General features: G+C 55.2%; 26 protein-coding genes. 19 read left to right on the top strand and 7 right to left on the bottom strand.

What is annotated here, in order from left to right; genetic code table 11:
* Positions 1–380 precede the first annotated feature (380 nt).
* Complete coding sequence (locus ACOSV0_RS05470; RefSeq protein WP_408511730.1) at positions 381–563, top strand: hypothetical protein; 183 nt, start codon at positions 381–383, stop codon at positions 561–563.
* 15 nt (positions 564–578) lie between these two features.
* Complete coding sequence (locus ACOSV0_RS05475) at positions 579–1,010, top strand: hypothetical protein (protein WP_434109224.1); 432 nt, start codon at positions 579–581, stop codon at positions 1,008–1,010.
* 195 nt (positions 1,011–1,205) lie between these two features.
* On the opposite strand, the gene ACOSV0_RS05480 is transcribed toward ACOSV0_RS05475, so the two are convergent.
* Positions 1,206–1,532 carry a hypothetical protein gene (locus ACOSV0_RS05480; protein ID WP_434109225.1) on the bottom strand — a complete coding sequence of 109 codons (327 nt, stop codon included), beginning with the start codon at positions 1,530–1,532 and terminating at the stop codon, positions 1,206–1,208.
* Between the two features lie 183 nt (positions 1,533–1,715).
* Here ACOSV0_RS05480 and ACOSV0_RS05485 point away from each other — a divergent pair, with 183 nt between their 5' ends.
* From ACOSV0_RS05485 to ACOSV0_RS05505, 5 genes are all read left to right on the top strand, one after another.
* On the top strand, positions 1,716–2,630 hold the full coding sequence (locus ACOSV0_RS05485; RefSeq protein WP_434109226.1) for a hypothetical protein: 915 nt from the start codon (positions 1,716–1,718) through the stop codon (positions 2,628–2,630).
* 188 nt (positions 2,631–2,818) lie between these two features.
* A complete protein-coding gene (locus ACOSV0_RS05490; protein ID WP_434109227.1) occupies positions 2,819–3,394 on the top strand; it encodes a hypothetical protein in 576 nt (191 codons plus the stop codon).
* 33 nt (positions 3,395–3,427) lie between these two features.
* Positions 3,428–4,333 carry a hypothetical protein gene (locus ACOSV0_RS05495; protein WP_434109228.1) on the top strand — a complete coding sequence of 302 codons (906 nt, stop codon included), beginning with the start codon at positions 3,428–3,430 and terminating at the stop codon, positions 4,331–4,333.
* A gap of 89 nt (positions 4,334–4,422) precedes the next feature.
* Positions 4,423–4,992 carry a hypothetical protein gene (locus ACOSV0_RS05500; RefSeq protein WP_434109229.1) on the top strand — a complete coding sequence of 190 codons (570 nt, stop codon included), beginning with the start codon at positions 4,423–4,425 and terminating at the stop codon, positions 4,990–4,992.
* Between the two features lie 132 nt (positions 4,993–5,124).
* Positions 5,125–5,988 carry a hypothetical protein gene (locus tag ACOSV0_RS05505; RefSeq protein WP_434109230.1) on the top strand — a complete coding sequence of 288 codons (864 nt, stop codon included), beginning with the start codon at positions 5,125–5,127 and terminating at the stop codon, positions 5,986–5,988.
* A gap of 149 nt (positions 5,989–6,137) precedes the next feature.
* On the opposite strand, the gene ACOSV0_RS05510 is transcribed toward ACOSV0_RS05505, so the two are convergent.
* Complete coding sequence (locus ACOSV0_RS05510; protein ID WP_434109232.1) at positions 6,138–6,491, bottom strand: hypothetical protein; 354 nt, start codon at positions 6,489–6,491, stop codon at positions 6,138–6,140.
* Positions 6,488–6,991, bottom strand: a complete 504-nt coding sequence (locus ACOSV0_RS05515; protein ID WP_434109233.1) for a glycoside hydrolase family 73 protein — start codon at positions 6,989–6,991, stop codon at positions 6,488–6,490. Before ACOSV0_RS05515 ends, ACOSV0_RS05510 begins: the two co-directional genes overlap by 4 nt.
* 348 nt (positions 6,992–7,339) lie before the next feature.
* Here ACOSV0_RS05515 and ACOSV0_RS05520 point away from each other — a divergent pair, with 348 nt between their 5' ends.
* From ACOSV0_RS05520 to ACOSV0_RS05575, 12 genes are all read left to right on the top strand, one after another.
* The gene (locus ACOSV0_RS05520) at positions 7,340–7,510 is read left to right on the top strand and encodes a hypothetical protein (RefSeq protein WP_434109234.1); all 171 of its coding nucleotides are present in this window, start codon (positions 7,340–7,342) and stop codon (positions 7,508–7,510) included.
* Between the two features lie 147 nt (positions 7,511–7,657).
* Positions 7,658–8,998, top strand: coding sequence for a hypothetical protein (locus tag ACOSV0_RS05525; RefSeq protein WP_434109236.1), 1,341 nt, complete (start codon positions 7,658–7,660; stop codon positions 8,996–8,998).
* 70 nt (positions 8,999–9,068) lie between these two features.
* Positions 9,069–9,293 (top strand): hypothetical protein, encoded by a 225-nt coding sequence (locus ACOSV0_RS05530; RefSeq protein WP_434109237.1) that lies wholly within the window; start codon positions 9,069–9,071, stop codon positions 9,291–9,293.
* A gap of 501 nt (positions 9,294–9,794) precedes the next feature.
* The gene (locus tag ACOSV0_RS05535; protein ID WP_434109239.1) at positions 9,795–10,040 is read left to right on the top strand and encodes a hypothetical protein; all 246 of its coding nucleotides are present in this window, start codon (positions 9,795–9,797) and stop codon (positions 10,038–10,040) included.
* A 1-nt stretch (position 10,041) separates the two neighbouring features.
* The gene (locus tag ACOSV0_RS05540) at positions 10,042–10,380 is read left to right on the top strand and encodes a hypothetical protein (protein WP_434109240.1); all 339 of its coding nucleotides are present in this window, start codon (positions 10,042–10,044) and stop codon (positions 10,378–10,380) included.
* Complete coding sequence (locus tag ACOSV0_RS05545; RefSeq protein WP_434109241.1) at positions 10,377–10,886, top strand: hypothetical protein; 510 nt, start codon at positions 10,377–10,379, stop codon at positions 10,884–10,886. The genes ACOSV0_RS05540 and ACOSV0_RS05545 overlap by 4 nt, the downstream gene beginning before the upstream one ends.
* A 233-nt stretch (positions 10,887–11,119) precedes the next feature.
* Positions 11,120–11,434, top strand: a complete 315-nt coding sequence (locus ACOSV0_RS05550) for a hypothetical protein (protein ID WP_434109242.1) — start codon at positions 11,120–11,122, stop codon at positions 11,432–11,434.
* Positions 11,435–11,620: 186 nt separating this feature from the next.
* Entirely contained in the window at positions 11,621–12,040 is a 420-nt protein-coding gene (locus ACOSV0_RS05555; protein ID WP_434109244.1) for a DUF2280 domain-containing protein, read from the top strand.
* Positions 12,037–12,261 (top strand): hypothetical protein, encoded by a 225-nt coding sequence (locus tag ACOSV0_RS05560; protein ID WP_434109245.1) that lies wholly within the window; start codon positions 12,037–12,039, stop codon positions 12,259–12,261. Before ACOSV0_RS05555 ends, ACOSV0_RS05560 begins: the two co-directional genes overlap by 4 nt.
* Positions 12,262–12,391: 130 nt before the next feature.
* A complete protein-coding gene (locus ACOSV0_RS05565; RefSeq protein ID WP_434109247.1) occupies positions 12,392–12,691 on the top strand; it encodes a hypothetical protein in 300 nt (99 codons plus the stop codon).
* 15 nt (positions 12,692–12,706) lie between these two features.
* Entirely contained in the window at positions 12,707–12,970 is a 264-nt protein-coding gene (locus ACOSV0_RS05570) for a hypothetical protein (protein WP_434109248.1), read from the top strand.
* 9 nt (positions 12,971–12,979) lie between these two features.
* Complete coding sequence (locus tag ACOSV0_RS05575) at positions 12,980–13,177, top strand: hypothetical protein (protein WP_434109249.1); 198 nt, start codon at positions 12,980–12,982, stop codon at positions 13,175–13,177.
* A gap of 67 nt (positions 13,178–13,244) precedes the next feature.
* On the opposite strand, the gene ACOSV0_RS05580 is transcribed toward ACOSV0_RS05575, so the two are convergent.
* From ACOSV0_RS05580 to ACOSV0_RS05595, 4 genes are all read right to left on the bottom strand, one after another.
* Positions 13,245–13,754 carry a hypothetical protein gene (locus tag ACOSV0_RS05580; protein ID WP_434109251.1) on the bottom strand — a complete coding sequence of 170 codons (510 nt, stop codon included), beginning with the start codon at positions 13,752–13,754 and terminating at the stop codon, positions 13,245–13,247.
* Between the two features lie 8 nt (positions 13,755–13,762).
* Entirely contained in the window at positions 13,763–14,482 is a 720-nt protein-coding gene (locus tag ACOSV0_RS05585; protein ID WP_434109252.1) for a DUF5343 domain-containing protein, read from the bottom strand.
* Between the two features lie 363 nt (positions 14,483–14,845).
* Positions 14,846–15,136: a hypothetical protein gene (locus ACOSV0_RS05590; RefSeq protein ID WP_434109254.1), complete on the bottom strand. Its 291-nt coding sequence runs from the start codon at positions 15,134–15,136 to the stop codon at positions 14,846–14,848.
* 107 nt (positions 15,137–15,243) lie between these two features.
* Positions 15,244–16,545, bottom strand: a complete 1,302-nt coding sequence (locus ACOSV0_RS05595; RefSeq protein ID WP_434109255.1) for a tyrosine-type recombinase/integrase — start codon at positions 16,543–16,545, stop codon at positions 15,244–15,246.
* Between the last annotated feature and the right edge of the window lie 70 nt (positions 16,546–16,615).

The following is a 16,615-nucleotide window of genomic DNA, read 5'->3' on the forward strand; positions in this document are numbered from 1 at the left end:
AGCAGTCTGGACTCCCCCCGTTTGCAATCAATTGCAGGGTTGGCAATACGGCATCGTGTGGCCTGAGTCGTGCGTGGAGTTGTTGACAAAAAAATTCATATTTATCAAATATTTAAGCTATGTTTAAGGTGTCTTTGATGTAATGTGCGCGGGGTGCCGAAGCACAGTAGGCGGCAGAACCTGCCTACGGGGCACGCGAACTGCTATTGATTAATTGACGGCAGATCGATCGTCCTCATATGATGGGGCCGTGATCACACACATGAGACATGTGCGGTCGCCAACCGACCTCCTGGTTGATCGTGCTCAAGATGTGCAGAAGTCTGCCGTGATATAGGTACGAGACGCGGGCGCACGGACTAGCAATTGGAGAGTGTCCTATGGACAGGAAAAATAGGAATGATGAACCGGATCGCGACGACGAAGCACAAGGCGGCGATGTTCGACCGGTGAAGATCGATGCGGCACGCATGGCTGAGGCTTTGCGTGGGCCGTTTGTAGCAATGCCTGCAGGTCTTACGCGAGAACAGCAGCGACAGTTCATCTTGGATCACGCAAAATAACACCAAGAGCTACGTATGGCGTTCACGTGGGAATTCAGCGCATTATTCGCGAAAGAATTCGCTAATTTTCCGACAGATCAACAAGACGCTGTCCTAGACTTCACTGCCACCTTCGCCGCCCATGGCCTAGCGGATTTCACCAAATATACGGGGAAAATTACGCCCACCTGGAACGGGGTGGCGGTCGGAAGTGCGCAACATGCCTACGCCAAGGCGAACGACCTATGGCACTACCACTTAGGTCTTCCGCACTACAACTACGTGCATGGCAAGTACGCTACATCGGACTGGGTTTTGCATTTCCAGTGGCCGGGCAAGGGCTCGCATATCCGGCTCGTGGACGTTTGTTATCACAAGATGGCTACGGGTGCTTTCTATGTGCCTAGCCGGAAGTATTTAGCCGCTGCGCCTGATCCGGGCGAGCCCGAGGAAGCAGCAACGAAATAAGAAAGCCCCACTTGGGGCTTTTCTATTTTGGTACGAGCGGAAATAAAATAGCACCAGTGATTACGGGGCCAACGACAATGCGGCAGAAGGGCCTGTATGAGCGCTAGATGAGATACGCTTGGGCGGCCCACATTGCAGTGACACAGGATTAACCCACGAGGCCAGTAACGCATTCTGAAATGCGTGGGTAATTTATCAGGGCAGCGGGTTACCCTTCGCGTCGCGGCCAAGTAACTTGTTCAAACGGCTCATGCCGCATGCGTGCCCCTTGGCGCGCACGCTATCCAAAATCTTCTGCGTTTTCAAATCTGCCCAGCCGTTGGCATTGATGAAGCTGATCAGCGCGTCGTCGGCATCGAAGCGTTCGCGGGTAACCCGAGCGCCGGAGGCGGCTGCTTGAGGGCGTACGGTTTGAGGGGCGGTCGGGAAAGTGAACTCGCCTTCACGCACATTGCGGACGCAAGCAATCGGGTCAACGACAGTTACGAGGGCGGTGTTTGCTGCTGAAGTTTTCGTAGCCATTTCTCACTCCATTGAGTCGGTTCGGTGGGGGTGCTGCGTGAACGGACTCTAGGCAGAGGTCGCTGAAGCTCCGAAGGATTTCTGGCGTGGTCGGGGGAAATCCGGAGTTTTCTTCCTCGACCCGCGCAATCCTCTAGAATTGCTCCGGGGGCACAACATCAAAAGTCATTTGCGGGGGCAGCCATGAAGCTATTTGACGATATTGTTGAGCTACTCAGCGATAGGGCCGGGTCACTCACCGATGCGATGCTGAAGACCAAAGTCCTCATGCACAAGATCGGCCACAAAGAGCTTGCAGAGTGGGTAAGCGATGAACTGAACGGTTATGGGCCTGACAAAATTGTCCCGGAATATCGGGTTATCTCTATACGGCTGTTCGGTAGCGTGTCGAACATTGCGGTGCGTTACCCGCACACTCCGTTGCCAACCTCACACCTATCAGACAAGGAGCGCTTGGTCGTAACTGAAAAAAAACTTCGCGAGTCTATCCAGGTGCTGGAACGTTACGCCGCGTCTGATAATTCGTTGATTGCTCAAGTTAAGCCTGAATGGTTTCCGGCGATAAAGAAAGGTGGTATTGAAAAGAGCTTCCAGATAGAACAGGCTTGGACTCAATTCGAACCGGGGCAAGTGGTGGGTGTGCTCATTGAGGTTCGCTCGCGGTTGCTGGACTTCGTGCTTAACCTGCAAGATGAATTGGGCGACATACCGGAGGACGATATGAAAGAAGCGGCAAAAGGGGTCAACGCAGAGGCTATGTTCAATGCGGCGGTGTTTGGCGATAACACCACGGTGATTGTCGGCCACAACAACGCAACGACGATCACCAACACCGTCACCAAAGGCGACTTCAATTCGTTGGCCGAGACGCTGAAAAAAGCTGGCGTAGATGCAGCGGATGTTGCCGAGCTTCAGGCCGCAGTCAAGGACGACAACCCGGCTACAGTGACCGAGACAAAGCAGTTCGGGCCAAAGGTTAAGGAGTGGATGGGTAAAATGACCCAGAAGGCCATTGGGGGGGCATGGACCATTGGACTGGCCGCTGGAGGGAAGTTGCTAGCCGATGCCGTTGGCGGTTACTACGGAATTGGCTCGTAGTTCGTCCGCCGCCATGTGCAATCAATTGCACAGATTTTTAATGACGCAGGCCGGGATGGAGGCGCGCTGTTGGACTGCGTGGGGACGAAACCGTCCGAAACTCGCCGTTCCCGTTTTCTTTACTTGCTCGGGGCCGGTTTGCGTATGTGGCAGACTTCTGATCATCAAAACCACAAGCAGAGGCCGGTATGACTGGACTGGACGGGCTATCAGACAAGATCGTTGGTGCGTTCATTACCGGGGGTATAGGGTTGGTGTTTTGGGCGATTCAACGCCTGATAGAGCCGGGTGCCAAACTTCGCTACTGGATTCCACACAGCTTCAATTTCCGTGTGCTTTTTCCCGGTCAGCAGCAACCATGGAATGTTCAGACGGCCACTCTCACAGTGCAAAACCTTGGACGCAAGACCGCAGAAGACGTTGAAATCATCCATCGGACCAAGCCCGATCACTTTCAGTTAAACCCGCCGCGCACCTTTGAAGATACGACAGGCGCGGATGGTACTTATACGATGAGCATTGGTTCGCTTGGGCCGAAAGAGTTTTTGCAGATGCAGGTATTCAGCCACACCACCCCGCCTAATCTCGCTGGGGTGCGTTCGAAAGATGGTCCCGCCAAGCCGATGCCATTTCAGGTCATCCCTCAATATCCGAAGTCGGTTTTGTTTGGTGTGCGGGTCTGCATGTTCGTGGGCGCGCTGACAATCGTCTATGGGATCGTACGGGCCGCGCTGTTCGTTTTACGCGCGACCGGCGTTCTCTAGTTTTGCAGTCAATTACAGTTACGCGGCGGGCGGATGAAACTCTTAGACGAAATCATAGACCTTCTCAGCGACAAGAACGGTTCCCTCACGGGCGCGTTGCTCAAAACAAAAGTCTTGCTGCATCGAATCGGCCATCGTGAACTTACCGAATGGGTTAGCGACGAACTCGACGGCTATAAAAATGAGAAGCCGGTCCCGAGTTACCGGGTCGTCGGCGCTCGCGTGGTAGGTAATGTGCACGTTCCCGGGGGGCGCTTCAAAAATCAAACACTACCGACTGCGCATTTGCCAGATGAAGCGCGCCGAAGCTTCACCGAATGGCCAATGCCCCAGTCCATTAGCGTGCTCGAAAACTTGGCGCAGCAGACGCAATCGCTGAGCAATGCCATCCCGCCTGAATGTAACGACATCTTTGGTCGGGCTTATGAAGTCGGGCACGTCACTAGCGCGTGGAGGCAGATCGAACCCGGACAGGTGCAAGATATTGTTATTGCAGTTCGTTCGCGATTGCTTGATTTTGTACTGACATTGCAGGACGAAATAGGCGGTGTGTCAGAGGACAGTATGAAAGAAGCTGCAAAAGGTGTGGACGCGCAGGCGATGTTTAACCAGGCGATCTTTGGTGATAACGCCACCATCGTTATCGGTACCGGTAACAGCGCCACGGTTACGAATGCTGTCACGAAGGGCGATTTCAATTCACTGGTCGATACTCTAAAGAAAGCCGGAGTCGATGATGCGGATGTGGCGGATTTGAAAACCGCCATTGAGCAAGACGACCCCGCCGCCGTAGCTGAGCGAAAACAGTTCGGTCCCAAGGTACGAGTGTGGATGGCGAAAATGACCGGCAAGGCAATTGACGGTGCATGGAGTATAGGGCTTTCGGCAGGGGGCAAATTGCTTGCCGATGCCCTTGGCGCTCACTATGGCATCAAGTGATAGCCAGCGCGCCCGCTGCACAATCAATTTCGCAGCGTGTGCCGGGTAGATCGAACGAACTACGGACCGGAGTACACGGCGGGGGAGCCATGAGAATCAATGGGGCAGCAATTGCTCTGGCATCGCTGGGTGTTGCAGCCCACAGCGCAGTGGCACAGGATCAACAGCCGACAAAGCCAGTAACGACTCTGGAATGCTTAGGCAATCTTTCAGGGCAGGGCATTAACGCCCCCGACGATGTTGCCATCCCCGCACCGTCATCCGGTGAGACGAACACCTACACGATAGACGGCAATTCGCTAATCGCGAGCGGCGGCGGCACCTTCGCAGATACGCGGCTTGACCTTTGCAAGTCCACCAGTACCACCTACGTTTATTCGAATGACTGCACGGCGAATCGACACGCGTACATAACGGACTGGCTGACAGCTACCGACTTGGACAGCGATACCAGCCCATTTTTTAAGAAGTACAAGACCAGCGGCTATTTGCTTCAAACCGTGGTGGTGGATCGGGTAAGCCTGCATCTTTACGATGAAACGCTAACCGGGTACGCACGAACCGATTACGACAAGGCAAAAAAGAAGGTCTCGCAAAAATCGTTTCTCGTATCGATTTCCTATGATGCCGGGTGCAAGATCGTCAAGCCGAAAATCTGACTGGCACCGCTCGAAGTCGGAGGGAGCCGCAATCAATTGCACTTTGCAATTCGCTTTGCGAATGGTATGTGCGACGGCCACGCAGTTTAGACATACCATGAGCGCTCGACCCCAACATCCTACGAGCACGCGATGACGATCGTTGCCATCTGGTATCAGGATCGCGAACCCCATGAGTCTGTCTGGGCCTGTTCAGATTCCTGCATTTCCGACCTTCCGACGCACAGTCAGTCGGAACCGTTACCGCTTCTTCGGCACAGTCCCAAAATCTTTCCGCTCCAAATCACATGCATCGAGCACGGCCCGGTGCCGGAGGTCGCAGCTTTTCAGCACACGATAGGCCTTGCCTACGCGGGAAGCAGTCTGTTCGCCGTCAATCTATATGCCGCGCTTACGCCGATCCTTACTAATCTGCGAGGCAGCCACGGCGCAAGCGTGTCAATTCGCAACGTGGCCGATCTCGCCAAAGTGTTTTTGGCGGAGTTTGGACAAACTTATGGGGAACGTTACGGAGAACTCGCACGCGTTGAAATCGCGCTATTCGGTTACTGCAAGGTGGAACGCGCCCGCCGCGTATTTGTTTTGAAGCCAGTGTACATACAAGATGCGAGTGGGAATCACAAGCCAGACGTAAGCCTCGAAGAGATAGACTTTTCCACGCCCGAATATGTGTGCTTGCTAGGGGATCATAAAGCGGAGATACGTGAAAGAATCGCGACAGCACGGCAGAGCTTGCCGCTTGGGCTTTCGTTGCGTGAATATGCCCCTCGTAACGTTATTCGCGCGGTAATAAAGGAAGAGTGCTATTCGGGGATCAGCGGGACCGTCCAACTGGCCCATGCTCATGCCGGTGGCTTGCGGCAGTTCATGGACTTGGAGGCACCTGACGGCAGCATTGTGAATGTCGCCCCTATGAACTTCAAGTACCTTGGTTTTGACCTGGATAAGGTTGGTACAGTCGGGCCTTGTTGGTTGTCGCTTCCCGGCTTAGTGTAACAACGAGTACTGGCGACCTCATTGCAATTAATTGCAAAAAAGCCGGGTGCGTCCCGGCTCGTTTGACCGCCGCAGCACCGGGCGGTCTTTTTTTGTCGACATGGATGCTGGCCGCAGTCTCAGTGCGAACAAATTGCGCAGAGGTGACCCTAATCAGGGGTTTTTACTCGCTTCGGCGGCACATAGCGCGACCCGTCGCCATACGCATTAGTGAGCGTTCGGCCGTCACTCTTTCGTATTTTCAGGAAGAACAGGGTGGGCGACACGTCCGGCACACCGCCGCATGCCTTAGGGTGAATCTCCCGAACGCGCACCACGTAAAACGTCCCCTTATCGAACGTGTCGAACTGTAGGCATTCGATATTGTCCTTCGTCAATTGATATTTTTTCGTGATGGCAATGGCCTTATCTGCCGCGCTGTCGTCATTCGGGATTGCAAGCGGCTTTGCGTAAGCGTGCGTGGCTACGGCTAGGGCGATTATTGCAACGACGCGGCGAATCATTGGGTAGCCTTCGCACTGAGCTTGTCCAGTCCGTGCGCCTTGATGATGACGTTTAGCTTAGCCAGATATCTTGGGTCCGTTGCATATCCTCTATGCGCGATCAACACTGCGCACTTGCTCGCAGTTCCCTGCGTATAGCACGTCCGCAAATCCGGCTTGCTGGTGATGTACCTAGCATAGTCCTCCGCTGCATCGTCAAAACTCGCATAGGCACGGAACGCCGCGTTTGTCTGGATGCGTTGTCCGCTGACGACTTCATGCGTCGTGAAGGTTGCGGATGAACCATCGGGCGCACGCCCCTTGATGCCGAAATAGGCATTACCGACGACCTGCCGCCCCCAGCTACTTTCCAAAGCCGCTTGCGCGAGCAGGATGCCTGCTGGAACCCCGTACTGTTGTTGCAAGCGCAAGGCGGTTGCCATGTGGGCATCAAGGAACGCTTGGGTGTACGACGCAGTGGTTGGCGTTGCGTGGCCTTTGTGGTGATGGTGTTGAGGCATCGCTATGATCCGCAAAAACGAATAGTACGAAGAATGTATCAGAGCTTTCGCGGCAATTAAACCGTATCCCCGACGTCCGGGGGCGGTTAATGCTAGGCAGATTATCGAAGCCCTGATGTATCTAGGCTTCGCCCCCGGCGCAGTAACTTTTTGTTACGAAAAACATTTTGAGATATGCGAGGCGCTCACTCGCATCGTTTTCTATCGAATCTGGCAGCTAATCCATCGACCGATATTTTTATATGGTTTGGGCAGGACTTGTCACCCCTAGGGAAAACAATTCGATCGCCATAGTATTAACTCGTCCCAACCAGACACATGAATGGAGTCATCGAAATGGACACTGTAATGGAACAGCCAATCAAGGAAAGAAAGGACCGGCTAGGCCGCACGTCAATAGTTATTCCACCCACTTTAAGGGAAGCCGCACAACAGCATGCTGAACGTACCGGTGCATCCCTCGGCGGCGTTGTGCGTGTCGCGTTGCGTGATTTTCTGGCGAAACAACCGAAGGACTAAGCAGGAATGAAAAAGCCCGACCCGCTGGTAACGGTAATCGGGCTTGAATGGTTTTGGCAGTGGCGCTGACATAAACCAGAACACAGGATTTCATTATATGCCCTGTGTTGCTGGCGATCAATTAGTTGGAACACAGGGAGAAGTATCATGGACGAATCAGTACAGCAACACCTCACCGCCCCCGCCGTTTGTCAAACAGTTAGCCCTGCTTTGCAATCAGTTGCGCCAGCAACGACCCGTGCCACACCTCGCAAAATTCCCGGCCTATCCGAAAGCCCGCGCCGTGGCTTCGTCGTAACAGACCGCAAGCTGGTCGGCGGTAATCTGTGCGCGCGTGACATGCTCGGCCACCTTCGCTATTGGCTGGAGCCTGACGAAAGTGGTAAGCCGCGCTCGAATGGCTTTCACGAAGGCCACTATTGGGAATACTGCTCGATCACATTCTGGGAACGCCAGCTAGGTTACTCACGCGGAGAAGTCCGCAACGGTATCAGGGCGCTTCTGGCGAGCGGGGCGGTGGTGCGTGAGTCACGCCGTCAGGGCAACAACAACTACGACCATTACCGGCTCGTACTCGATGTGGCGGGCGTCAAGATTAGAGACTGTGCTTCACCAAGCACAGGGGTTAGTACCTATGCTTGTGCAAGCACACCCCCTGCTTGTGCAAGCACACCTATGACTGAAGTTACTGCTGAAGTTTCAAAAGAGAAAATCAAAATACACAAACAGGAGTTCCCTTCGGGAGACTCAGGAAAGGCTATCCCTGGAGCCTTGCAAGAGCAGCCAGGGGAAAACGAAAACCAACCTGCTTCTCCTGAGGCAGTTAAAGAACCTCCGAAGAAGAAAAAACCAGGACCGAAACCAGCACCTGAAAACATCGGAAGTGGTGATTGGGATAGTTATTTCCGGCTGTCGAAGAAGTACGACATGGATGCGCTGCATAAACTGTGTGCGAGCGTTTCAACGGGGTTTGTGAAGGGGACCACCATGCTTGCCGAGATTGATTGCGAGCGGCTGGAACGCCTTGAGTACTTTCTCGAATGCATCGACGGAGAAACGCTCGAAGAACATCTGACCTGGCTTCGTGGCGGGCAGGAAGCTGGCGAAGCGTACCAGTACCAACATTGGATGACGGTGTGTGATTGTATGGTGGGAGGGGGCGGTAAAGACCTGAGTTGCCCGCCACGCCCTCGTCTCGATTTCTATGACAAGCACCTCCCCAAATTTAAAGCGTTCCTGAAGGGTGTGTTTGATGCCACGGTGTATGGGCCACCCAAACCTGATGCCGCTACAGCGCTTGAATCTAGCCCCGCCTTGCCTACGCCTGGGGCTGGCCTATGCGCGAGTACCGAGCCGCTTGTAGCGCCCGCCAAAACGCCGATTGCTGAGGCACCCACAGTTACCTACCAGGAATACCTCTTCGCGCTCCGGGACGGCAACATGAAGGTTGAGCGCGCGTACCTCGGCCATTTGAAGGTGGCGGCATGAATAAAGAATTTTTGCTTCCCCGATAGAAGAAAAGAGCGAACAATTGTTCACATGGTCCGGGGAGATTACCGTGAACGAATTCGAAGAAGTTACGCCGCTTGAGTTAGTGCCGAAATCAGTAATTCAGGTCGTATTTGATGCTATTTCGCGCGGTGCGTCTGTAACGGCGGCTTGCCGCGAGGCCGGAGTGGGGCGGACCAGTTTCTATGCGTGGGTAGGGGCATCAGAGGAAATCGCGAGCCTGTATGCGAACGCAGTGAAGCAACAAGTGCATGCGCGGTTCTCGAAAAGTTAGTAGTTGCAATCAATTGCAGTGAGGTTGGATCGAGGAAGCGTGAAGGTGGCTTAGATGATGGCGCAGAAAGACGTACTTTCGATCATGGAGCGGCAATGCAGAGAATTGGGTCGCGCTCAATGTCCCGTGCTTGGGCTGGCAATTTTCTGCAAGTTGGTGGATGGCGTAATCGTTTGGCGGTACGCGGATTTTGACACACGGCACGGATGCAAGATGGTAACGGCACACCGTGACGAAGTAGACAGGATATTGCGGCGGCACGCCAAACGGGCAGCAGGGTGACGGATGGAACGCGAAAGACCAGCAACTACCGCCGACATGCAGAACGCGGAGCGGCAGGCTCGGAGGGGTGGCCTTGTAACAGCGGTTTCGAGCAGTCGATTGCTTACGGTGTACTGCCTGGAAATTGCGGGAAAAGTACTCTGGGTTTATGCCGATGCCGACCTGAACATCATGGTCATTAGTCGGGATCACGCAAGACGATTATTGAGGGAGTAGGAAGTGATTGACATTACCTCGCTTATGGATCGCACCGAGCAACTAGCGCGCGAATCCGGCATTGCGCTGTTCCCCGGCAACGCGGGAACGTATTGCCGGTTGAATGTGCAAACCGGTGAGGTTGAGTGGGTTGTGACGGATAGGTTTGGCCCAGCCTGCCTACCGGTTACAACATTAATCCTTAGCCATTTTGAGGCTGAGAAGTATTTGAAGAAAGCCAGCGGTATTTGCACCCATCAGGAGCTTTGAAATGAGCCTCAAAAATGTCTCCCTGTCCGCACCCGTGCGTCATGAAATGACTTCCGCCGAGCTTGCCTTGGTGGATCGGAAGGCCGACGCTCAGCGCAAAATGCTTGCGGCCCAAGCATCTGGTCGAGCCGATGAGTTCGGTCTGATCAAGCGTGAACGTCTTGACGACTCCAACCGGAAAATCCGCGAGTGGGATTCGGTTGATGGACGGAAGCATTGGATGACGCCGTTCAAGCAGAACGTGACGCATCACCAAATTGCGGTGTGGAACAGGGAATCGAGCGAGCAGGAACGGCAAACTCTAGAGACGAACTGGCGGCTGGCGAGGGGGTTGAAATGAGCGGATATTCTCATCTGCCGGTGGTTGCCACCGAGGCTACCGATATTTGGACGACACGAAAAGATCCCTGTGGTCCGGCTCCCAAAGGTGGATGGACTGCGGGCGAGCGCGCCGGGTACGAAAAAGTTCGAAAGAGTTTTGACCGCGTTTTGCAGGCAACGCGGGAGACTGTCTACGTTCCGCAGGAAGGCGAGGACGTGCAGTTGTATGAGGCTCGCCTGCTGAACGATCTGCGGCCCCATACCGAGAACTATCAAGGCTTCATCAACCTTCCTGGCTACAGCCCCGCGTCCATCGCCAAGCTTGCACCCGAGATTGTCCATGAGGCAATGCTTGAGCCAAAACGCGAAGGCCGACTGGTCGAGATCAAGCTGCGTGACCCTTATGGCCGTCCATTCTCGGAGTTTGAAGGTTCAAAAGCGAGCTGGATGAACCACTTTAAAGCGGTGCCAGCGGGAGAAGGTGTTTTTATCGACGGTGTGCGTCAAACCATCTTGGCGCGTTGATGGAGGTGCGTCGTGGGCGTTTTAAGTGGAAAGAAAGGATTTTCGCTAAGGAGTGCAAACCCTGGGACGAAATCGGGTGGCACTCGCGGGAACCGCTGGCCCGCCGCGAAAATTCCACGCTCGCCCGTAGCGCCAAAACGCTCCGATCCGCCAGGTACTACGTGGGTAGAGCGATTTTGTACGGCAGAACGATTGGCCGAAATGGAAGCGCCGCGCAGCAAGAGAGGCAAAAAATGAACACTGTACCGATGCTTGGTGATGTGGTTGGTCATGTACAGGCAGTGAGTGAGGCGACAAGCGCACAGCTCGCGGCCCGTCCGCATGACCCAGCGACCCTGCGAAGCGTCATCACGGCTCTGGGCCAGTTGGAGGATGCGCTCCTGCTGGCGGGCGAAACCGCGACACTGTCAGGTTGTCGGGGGCTGGCCGGAGTGTGGAGAGTCGTTACGGAATTGCACGCGCAGGTGTCGTTACATCTGCACGAAGTCGAGGCCAGAAAAACTTTGATTGATGTGCTGACGGAAGCGCAGCGCTCCACGTTGCATTAGGCGAGTGACAAACACTTCATGCAGAGAATGAATTGGAATCGTTATGGTGGAATTGTGAGGGAAGGAATTCCGACCAATGCAAAAACTCCCTATTAAGGCGATTAAGTGCGATTTAAGTAATTGTTGGTGCGGCGGCGAGCGTTGCATTACGTTTCACATTCTAGAGGATTAACAGGGGCGGTGGTCATGTCAAACGTATCCACGCTTAGTAACGAGCAAAAGGTGTTCGTGGTGAAGTCCCTCGCGTCAGGCAAAGGCGTGATTGAGACTGTGCGGGCGTTCATCCGTGAGTACCCTGACAGTCCCGCGCCCTCCCACCAGATGCTTGAGCGGTACAACCCGACGACAATCACAGGTTCCACTTTGTCCCCGGAGCTAAAAAAACTTTTTGAGAAGATCTACGAGAAAGCACAGAACCAGCTTCACCTCGTGCCCAACGCACACGCCAGCATGCGCGCCTTGCGCCTTGAGGACATGTACAACAACGCGCTGATACAGGGCGACCATAAGCTCGCGCTGGCGATACTTGCCGAAGCCCGCAAAAACAGCGAGCCGTTTATGTGGGACCCGGATGCGGGCGATGACGATGAAGGAGAGGAACCGTGAAGGGCCGCTTTGTACGCCGCAATAAGGACGGCACCTCCCCTAACGGCGAGACCGTGACGTTTAGGATGATTAATGACCCGCTTGCAATGGATGCAGAAGAACGGGAAATTATCAAGATGCCCATAGTCGATGGGCGGCGTAAGGGCATTTTCAAATTGATTGTCGAGCCTTGGCCTCACCCGCCATCGGTGAAAACAGCGGATAAAGCGGATGAAGAGTAATGCTATTTTTACTCCATAATTAGCATTAAAGGCCCCGAAGCCTTTAAATATGGGGCTCTGGCGGCAGAAGTAAATTTTAAAAAGCGGTTTTTACCATTGAATTTACCCTTTTTAGCGTTTGGAGCAGACCATGGCAAAGACAGCAGTAACCATGGAACAAGTGGAGGAAGTGATCGAGCAGGCGGTGGCCGCAGAGGAAGCCGGGTCAGTGCAATCAATTGCACAAACGGTCAAGCCCGTGCATACGGTGGGGGGTATCAAGGACGCCGCCCGCCTGTCCCGTACAGTTACCGTGGGCGTGAACCTTGGCATGCAAGTCATCTGTCAGTACGACAAGGGAGCGGTGCCTGCGCATACGTTGATCGTCAATGGCGTGGTGGTCGATGAACCCACGTTAGCGCGCATGCTGGACCGCGCCCAGCGTCGCTAAATTAGGAGAAGCACCATGACCGCGACATACACCGCTACCGTGACAGCGACCTTCCCCCCGCAGACCAAGGCGGTTGGAGACATACCGTCAGGGACGATCACCAACATTGCGTGCGGTGGGCCGTGCGTGGGTGCCCTGTACAGCGGTGCGGGTACGCTGCTGGCGAACTTCAACAACGCCGAGGCGTTCAGTATGCCGGTTAGCTATGCCTTCAGCGGTGGCCGTCCGAGCGTGACCTTGCAAACCCCATCGTCCGTTACTTTTACGATAGTTTCTTAGGAGTAGGAAATGTCAGCAGATAGCCATACAGGCCGTAACAGCAATAACGCGGGCAGCGATACCGCGAAGCACTACGCCAAGGGCGGCGCGATGGAGCAGTTCCAGCGCAGTAGCGTTGCGCCCGCCGCCCCCAACATGAGTGACCCATACGTGCAGAGCCGGACCGTTAAGGCGACCACGGAAGGATCGATCAAGAACTGTGCGTAAGACAGCGGTAATCTGAGCCGATGCATTTGACAATGCAAGTGAGGTCGACCGACTTCTTGAGATATGTCTATTTCAGTTTCGCCAAAGTCACCAATTCCTGGATGACCACGCGTAGGTCTGGGATCAGCTTGTCTATGTCTTGCCGGTGAGCGACAAAGCGTCGGCTGTGGGCGGACTGGTCGCCTACATCCTTCAGTCGAGGAAGCGCCGCTTTGGCGTTCCGGGAAAGATTCCAACTCGTCTCAGCGACCAGGATGCCTATGAGGTCTCGTAGGTAGAGAAAGTCGCCTTTAGGGTTCTTGATTTTGTCGGCGATTCCGCTTGCTTCGAAAACTTCGATGATCAGTGTTTCGACAAGCCGACGCACCATGACGGCTGATGCGTCGTACCAGCCACCCTCATATGCCCCATTTATCTGATGCACTATTTTCTCCAGGTAGGGGCGGGTGCCCCTGACCAGCGAAAAATAGACTACAGGCTCCTCTGAACTGGGGGCTCCTTCTTCGGGTGGCGGGTTTTTAGCTCGCACGGCATCTCGCAGTTGTTTCGCTACTTCAAGAGCCTTGGCAATGTCCATGTTCGTACTCAAGAGCGGAAGTCCTTGAGGTGCTTCGCCATGCTTTCGAAAATCTTGTCGATCTGTTCGGGGCTGCTCTCCGGCGAGATATGAATTTGCACGTCTATGTGGAGCTTGGGCGCGAAGGTGTGGCCCCCTTCGCCTAAGGGGGGGTGTTGCTGCAAGGGCGCTGCACCCATTGAGCCGTTGGTCGTCGTTGATGCGGCGGATTTGGCTGGCTTCGGCGTCGCGGCCTTGGACGGTGCGGGTGACGATTTGGCCGTGGACTTTGCCTTAGGGGGTGTCCCAACCTTGGCTTTATCCAAATCCGCCTCAAGCAGCATCAAATATGTTGCTGCATACTTGGTCGCTGCCGCCTCGCCAACTCCCCCTTGGCGGGCGAACCAACCGGCTAACCTTTTAGTGTCCGTATCGGGCGACGGAAACAGGTCATGAAGTTCGCCCGGGTAGGTGTTTTTTATGATGGTCGAGCAGACCTCGGCGTACGTTTCGTCGTCCCTCCAGTGCAAAGCCAATTCGGTGGGCTTGCCGTTATCGTCAACTAAACCGAACGTTCGCAAGGGAGCGATGACGTTTGCACTTGCGGACGCAGGTGTCATGTTCAGTGCGGTTGCGATGTAGCTGGGGGAAACATCGGAGGGCATCCGTTGCTTGAACTTGTCGCGAAGACCAAACCAACTGCCTTTGGGAATCTTCGGATAGCCGCGCTTCTTATTGTCTTCTGCCACGTTACACCCCACTAGGTGGACGCCTATTTATCTACCCAGCCGCGTTTTATGAAGACACTGCGACCGGGCACTCTCAATAGCGCGAAATAGTGACATAAAAAGAGCATTTGGAGGGGACTTGGCCGTTTGTGAATGAGAGTGAGACGGCTGCACGTCCTGGCGGTGCGAGTTTCGCCATGAAGGGCGATATGCGTGCGGAGGGGGCGCTTGCCGCTGCAATCAGTTGCACTTTCCTTGGCTCGTGCGCAGGGTTGGGGGCGAATCTTGGGGGCAAATACTTGCCCCGCCAGCGCCAAATACCCAATAACCAAGCGTATTCAGCGGATTACCACCACCCATGCGGGTTACGCTTGGTAAATGGCATTAGCCAGCGCCGCCCCCAGCAAGGTATTTGCGGATGGTTTCCGTGTCCCAGTACGGGCGCAGCCAGCGGCCCACATAGCCATCGTGGCCGTCGCACGGCGGCACAGTGCCATTCTTGATGCGGGTGCGGAGGGTTGCCCCGCTGATGCTAAGTAGCGTAAGCAAATGGCCTTCTCTTAGCCGTCCGGGCTGATCGAGCGGGAGCGTGACGGGCAGAGGCTTGGTGTTGCCGTTCCGTTTTTTCTTCGGCGCTGGTGCCAGTACAGCTTTTGATGCGAATGAAACGCCCATCACCCCTCCTTACAGGGGATAACGGCACTCCATTGCCAGGTGGATTAACAGTGGCAGACGCCCCCCGTTAGGGCGTCCGTTGCTACGTGACTAATGTGGCTCCGTCCTTAGTCGTATTCAAGCGTACTTGCTGGAATATTTTCCGGCATCGCGGCGGCGCGTAGCTGGTCAAGGTAATCCGCCCAATCCTGCATCATGGGGATGCGTTGATCGAGATAGTCCGCATCGTTGTACGCGCCTTCGACGCCCCGCACCTTGTGGGCCAGTTGCGCTTCGATCACGTCGCGCGGGTACTTGCGAGCGCCATTTGCCAGCATGCCGTTTATCAGTGTCGAGCCTGTGCCACGGCTCCCATGCGCGCGGAACCACGGCAGGGATTCGCCATGCCCCAGCCGCGCCAGCGCGTGGTTGAACGTATTGGCGTCCATCGGCTTCGTGGGGTGTTTGGCGTTAGGGAAGAGCAGCCCCTTGTTGCCGTATTTCTGGAGTTCGCGCAGCAGTGCGACGGCTTGCTTGGAAAGCGGCACGGTATGTTCGACGCGCATCTTCATGCGGCTGGCCGGGACGACCCATACAGCGCTGTCCAGGTCGAACTCGCTCCATGACGCGCCCCGCAGTTCGCCGGTGCGGGCGAGCGTGAGCAACAACAGCTTGAGGCCGATACGCGTCTTCTCCGTACCGCCATGCTGTTCGAGCTTCGCCAGCAACCCGCCTAACTGGTCGGGCTTCAGCTTGGCATTGTTGCGGGTCTTCAGCTTTTTATTGCCCAGCACTTCAGTCAGCCCCACGTCTTTGACGGGATTGCGGTCGGCCTCATCCATGACTAGCGCAAGGCTGAAAATACCCTGCAAGTGGTGGCGAATCCGTATGGCGACATGGGGTGCATTGCTCTTGACCTCGCCCGATGCCTTATCGATTTTCTCCCGCTCCGCGATGCCGGAGAGCAGTTCGTAGATGTGTTTGGGCGCTATGTCCCGCGCCTGCATCTGGCCGATACCATCCTTGACGTACCGTTCCAGGAAGCGCACCGCCTGACTGTAGTAGTACGCCGACCAGACCGGCTTCTTTTTCTTCAGCCACTTCTCAACGATGGACCAGAGCATGCCCTTGGCGGGATCATGTTTCTTATCCTCGGCCTCCGCTTCGTCCTTGGGATCTTTGCCGCTCTTGAGTATCTTTTCCAGCTTGCTGCGCGCTTCACGCGCGGCGGCGGCGCTTACATCGGGGAACTTGCCTATCTTGTAAACGCGGTCCTTGCCATCCGGCGCGCGGTACGCCCAGAGCCATGTCTTGGTCCCCGCGACGGACACCAATACGTACAGCCGGTGGCCCCCGCGTAAGCGGTAGGGCTTGGCCTTGGGTTTCGCCTTGTCCACATCGGTATCGGATAACTCTACGGCGGTCTTCACGTCAGCACTCCTTGCTTGGGGTACTAACCCGTAAGTTTACGCTTCTCCTTGCCCCCACTTGCCCCCATTT

Origin of the sequence: Paraburkholderia caffeinilytica (assembly GCF_051027425.1) — a bacterium.
Taxonomy (GTDB): domain Bacteria; phylum Pseudomonadota; class Gammaproteobacteria; order Burkholderiales; family Burkholderiaceae; genus Paraburkholderia; species Paraburkholderia caffeinilytica_A.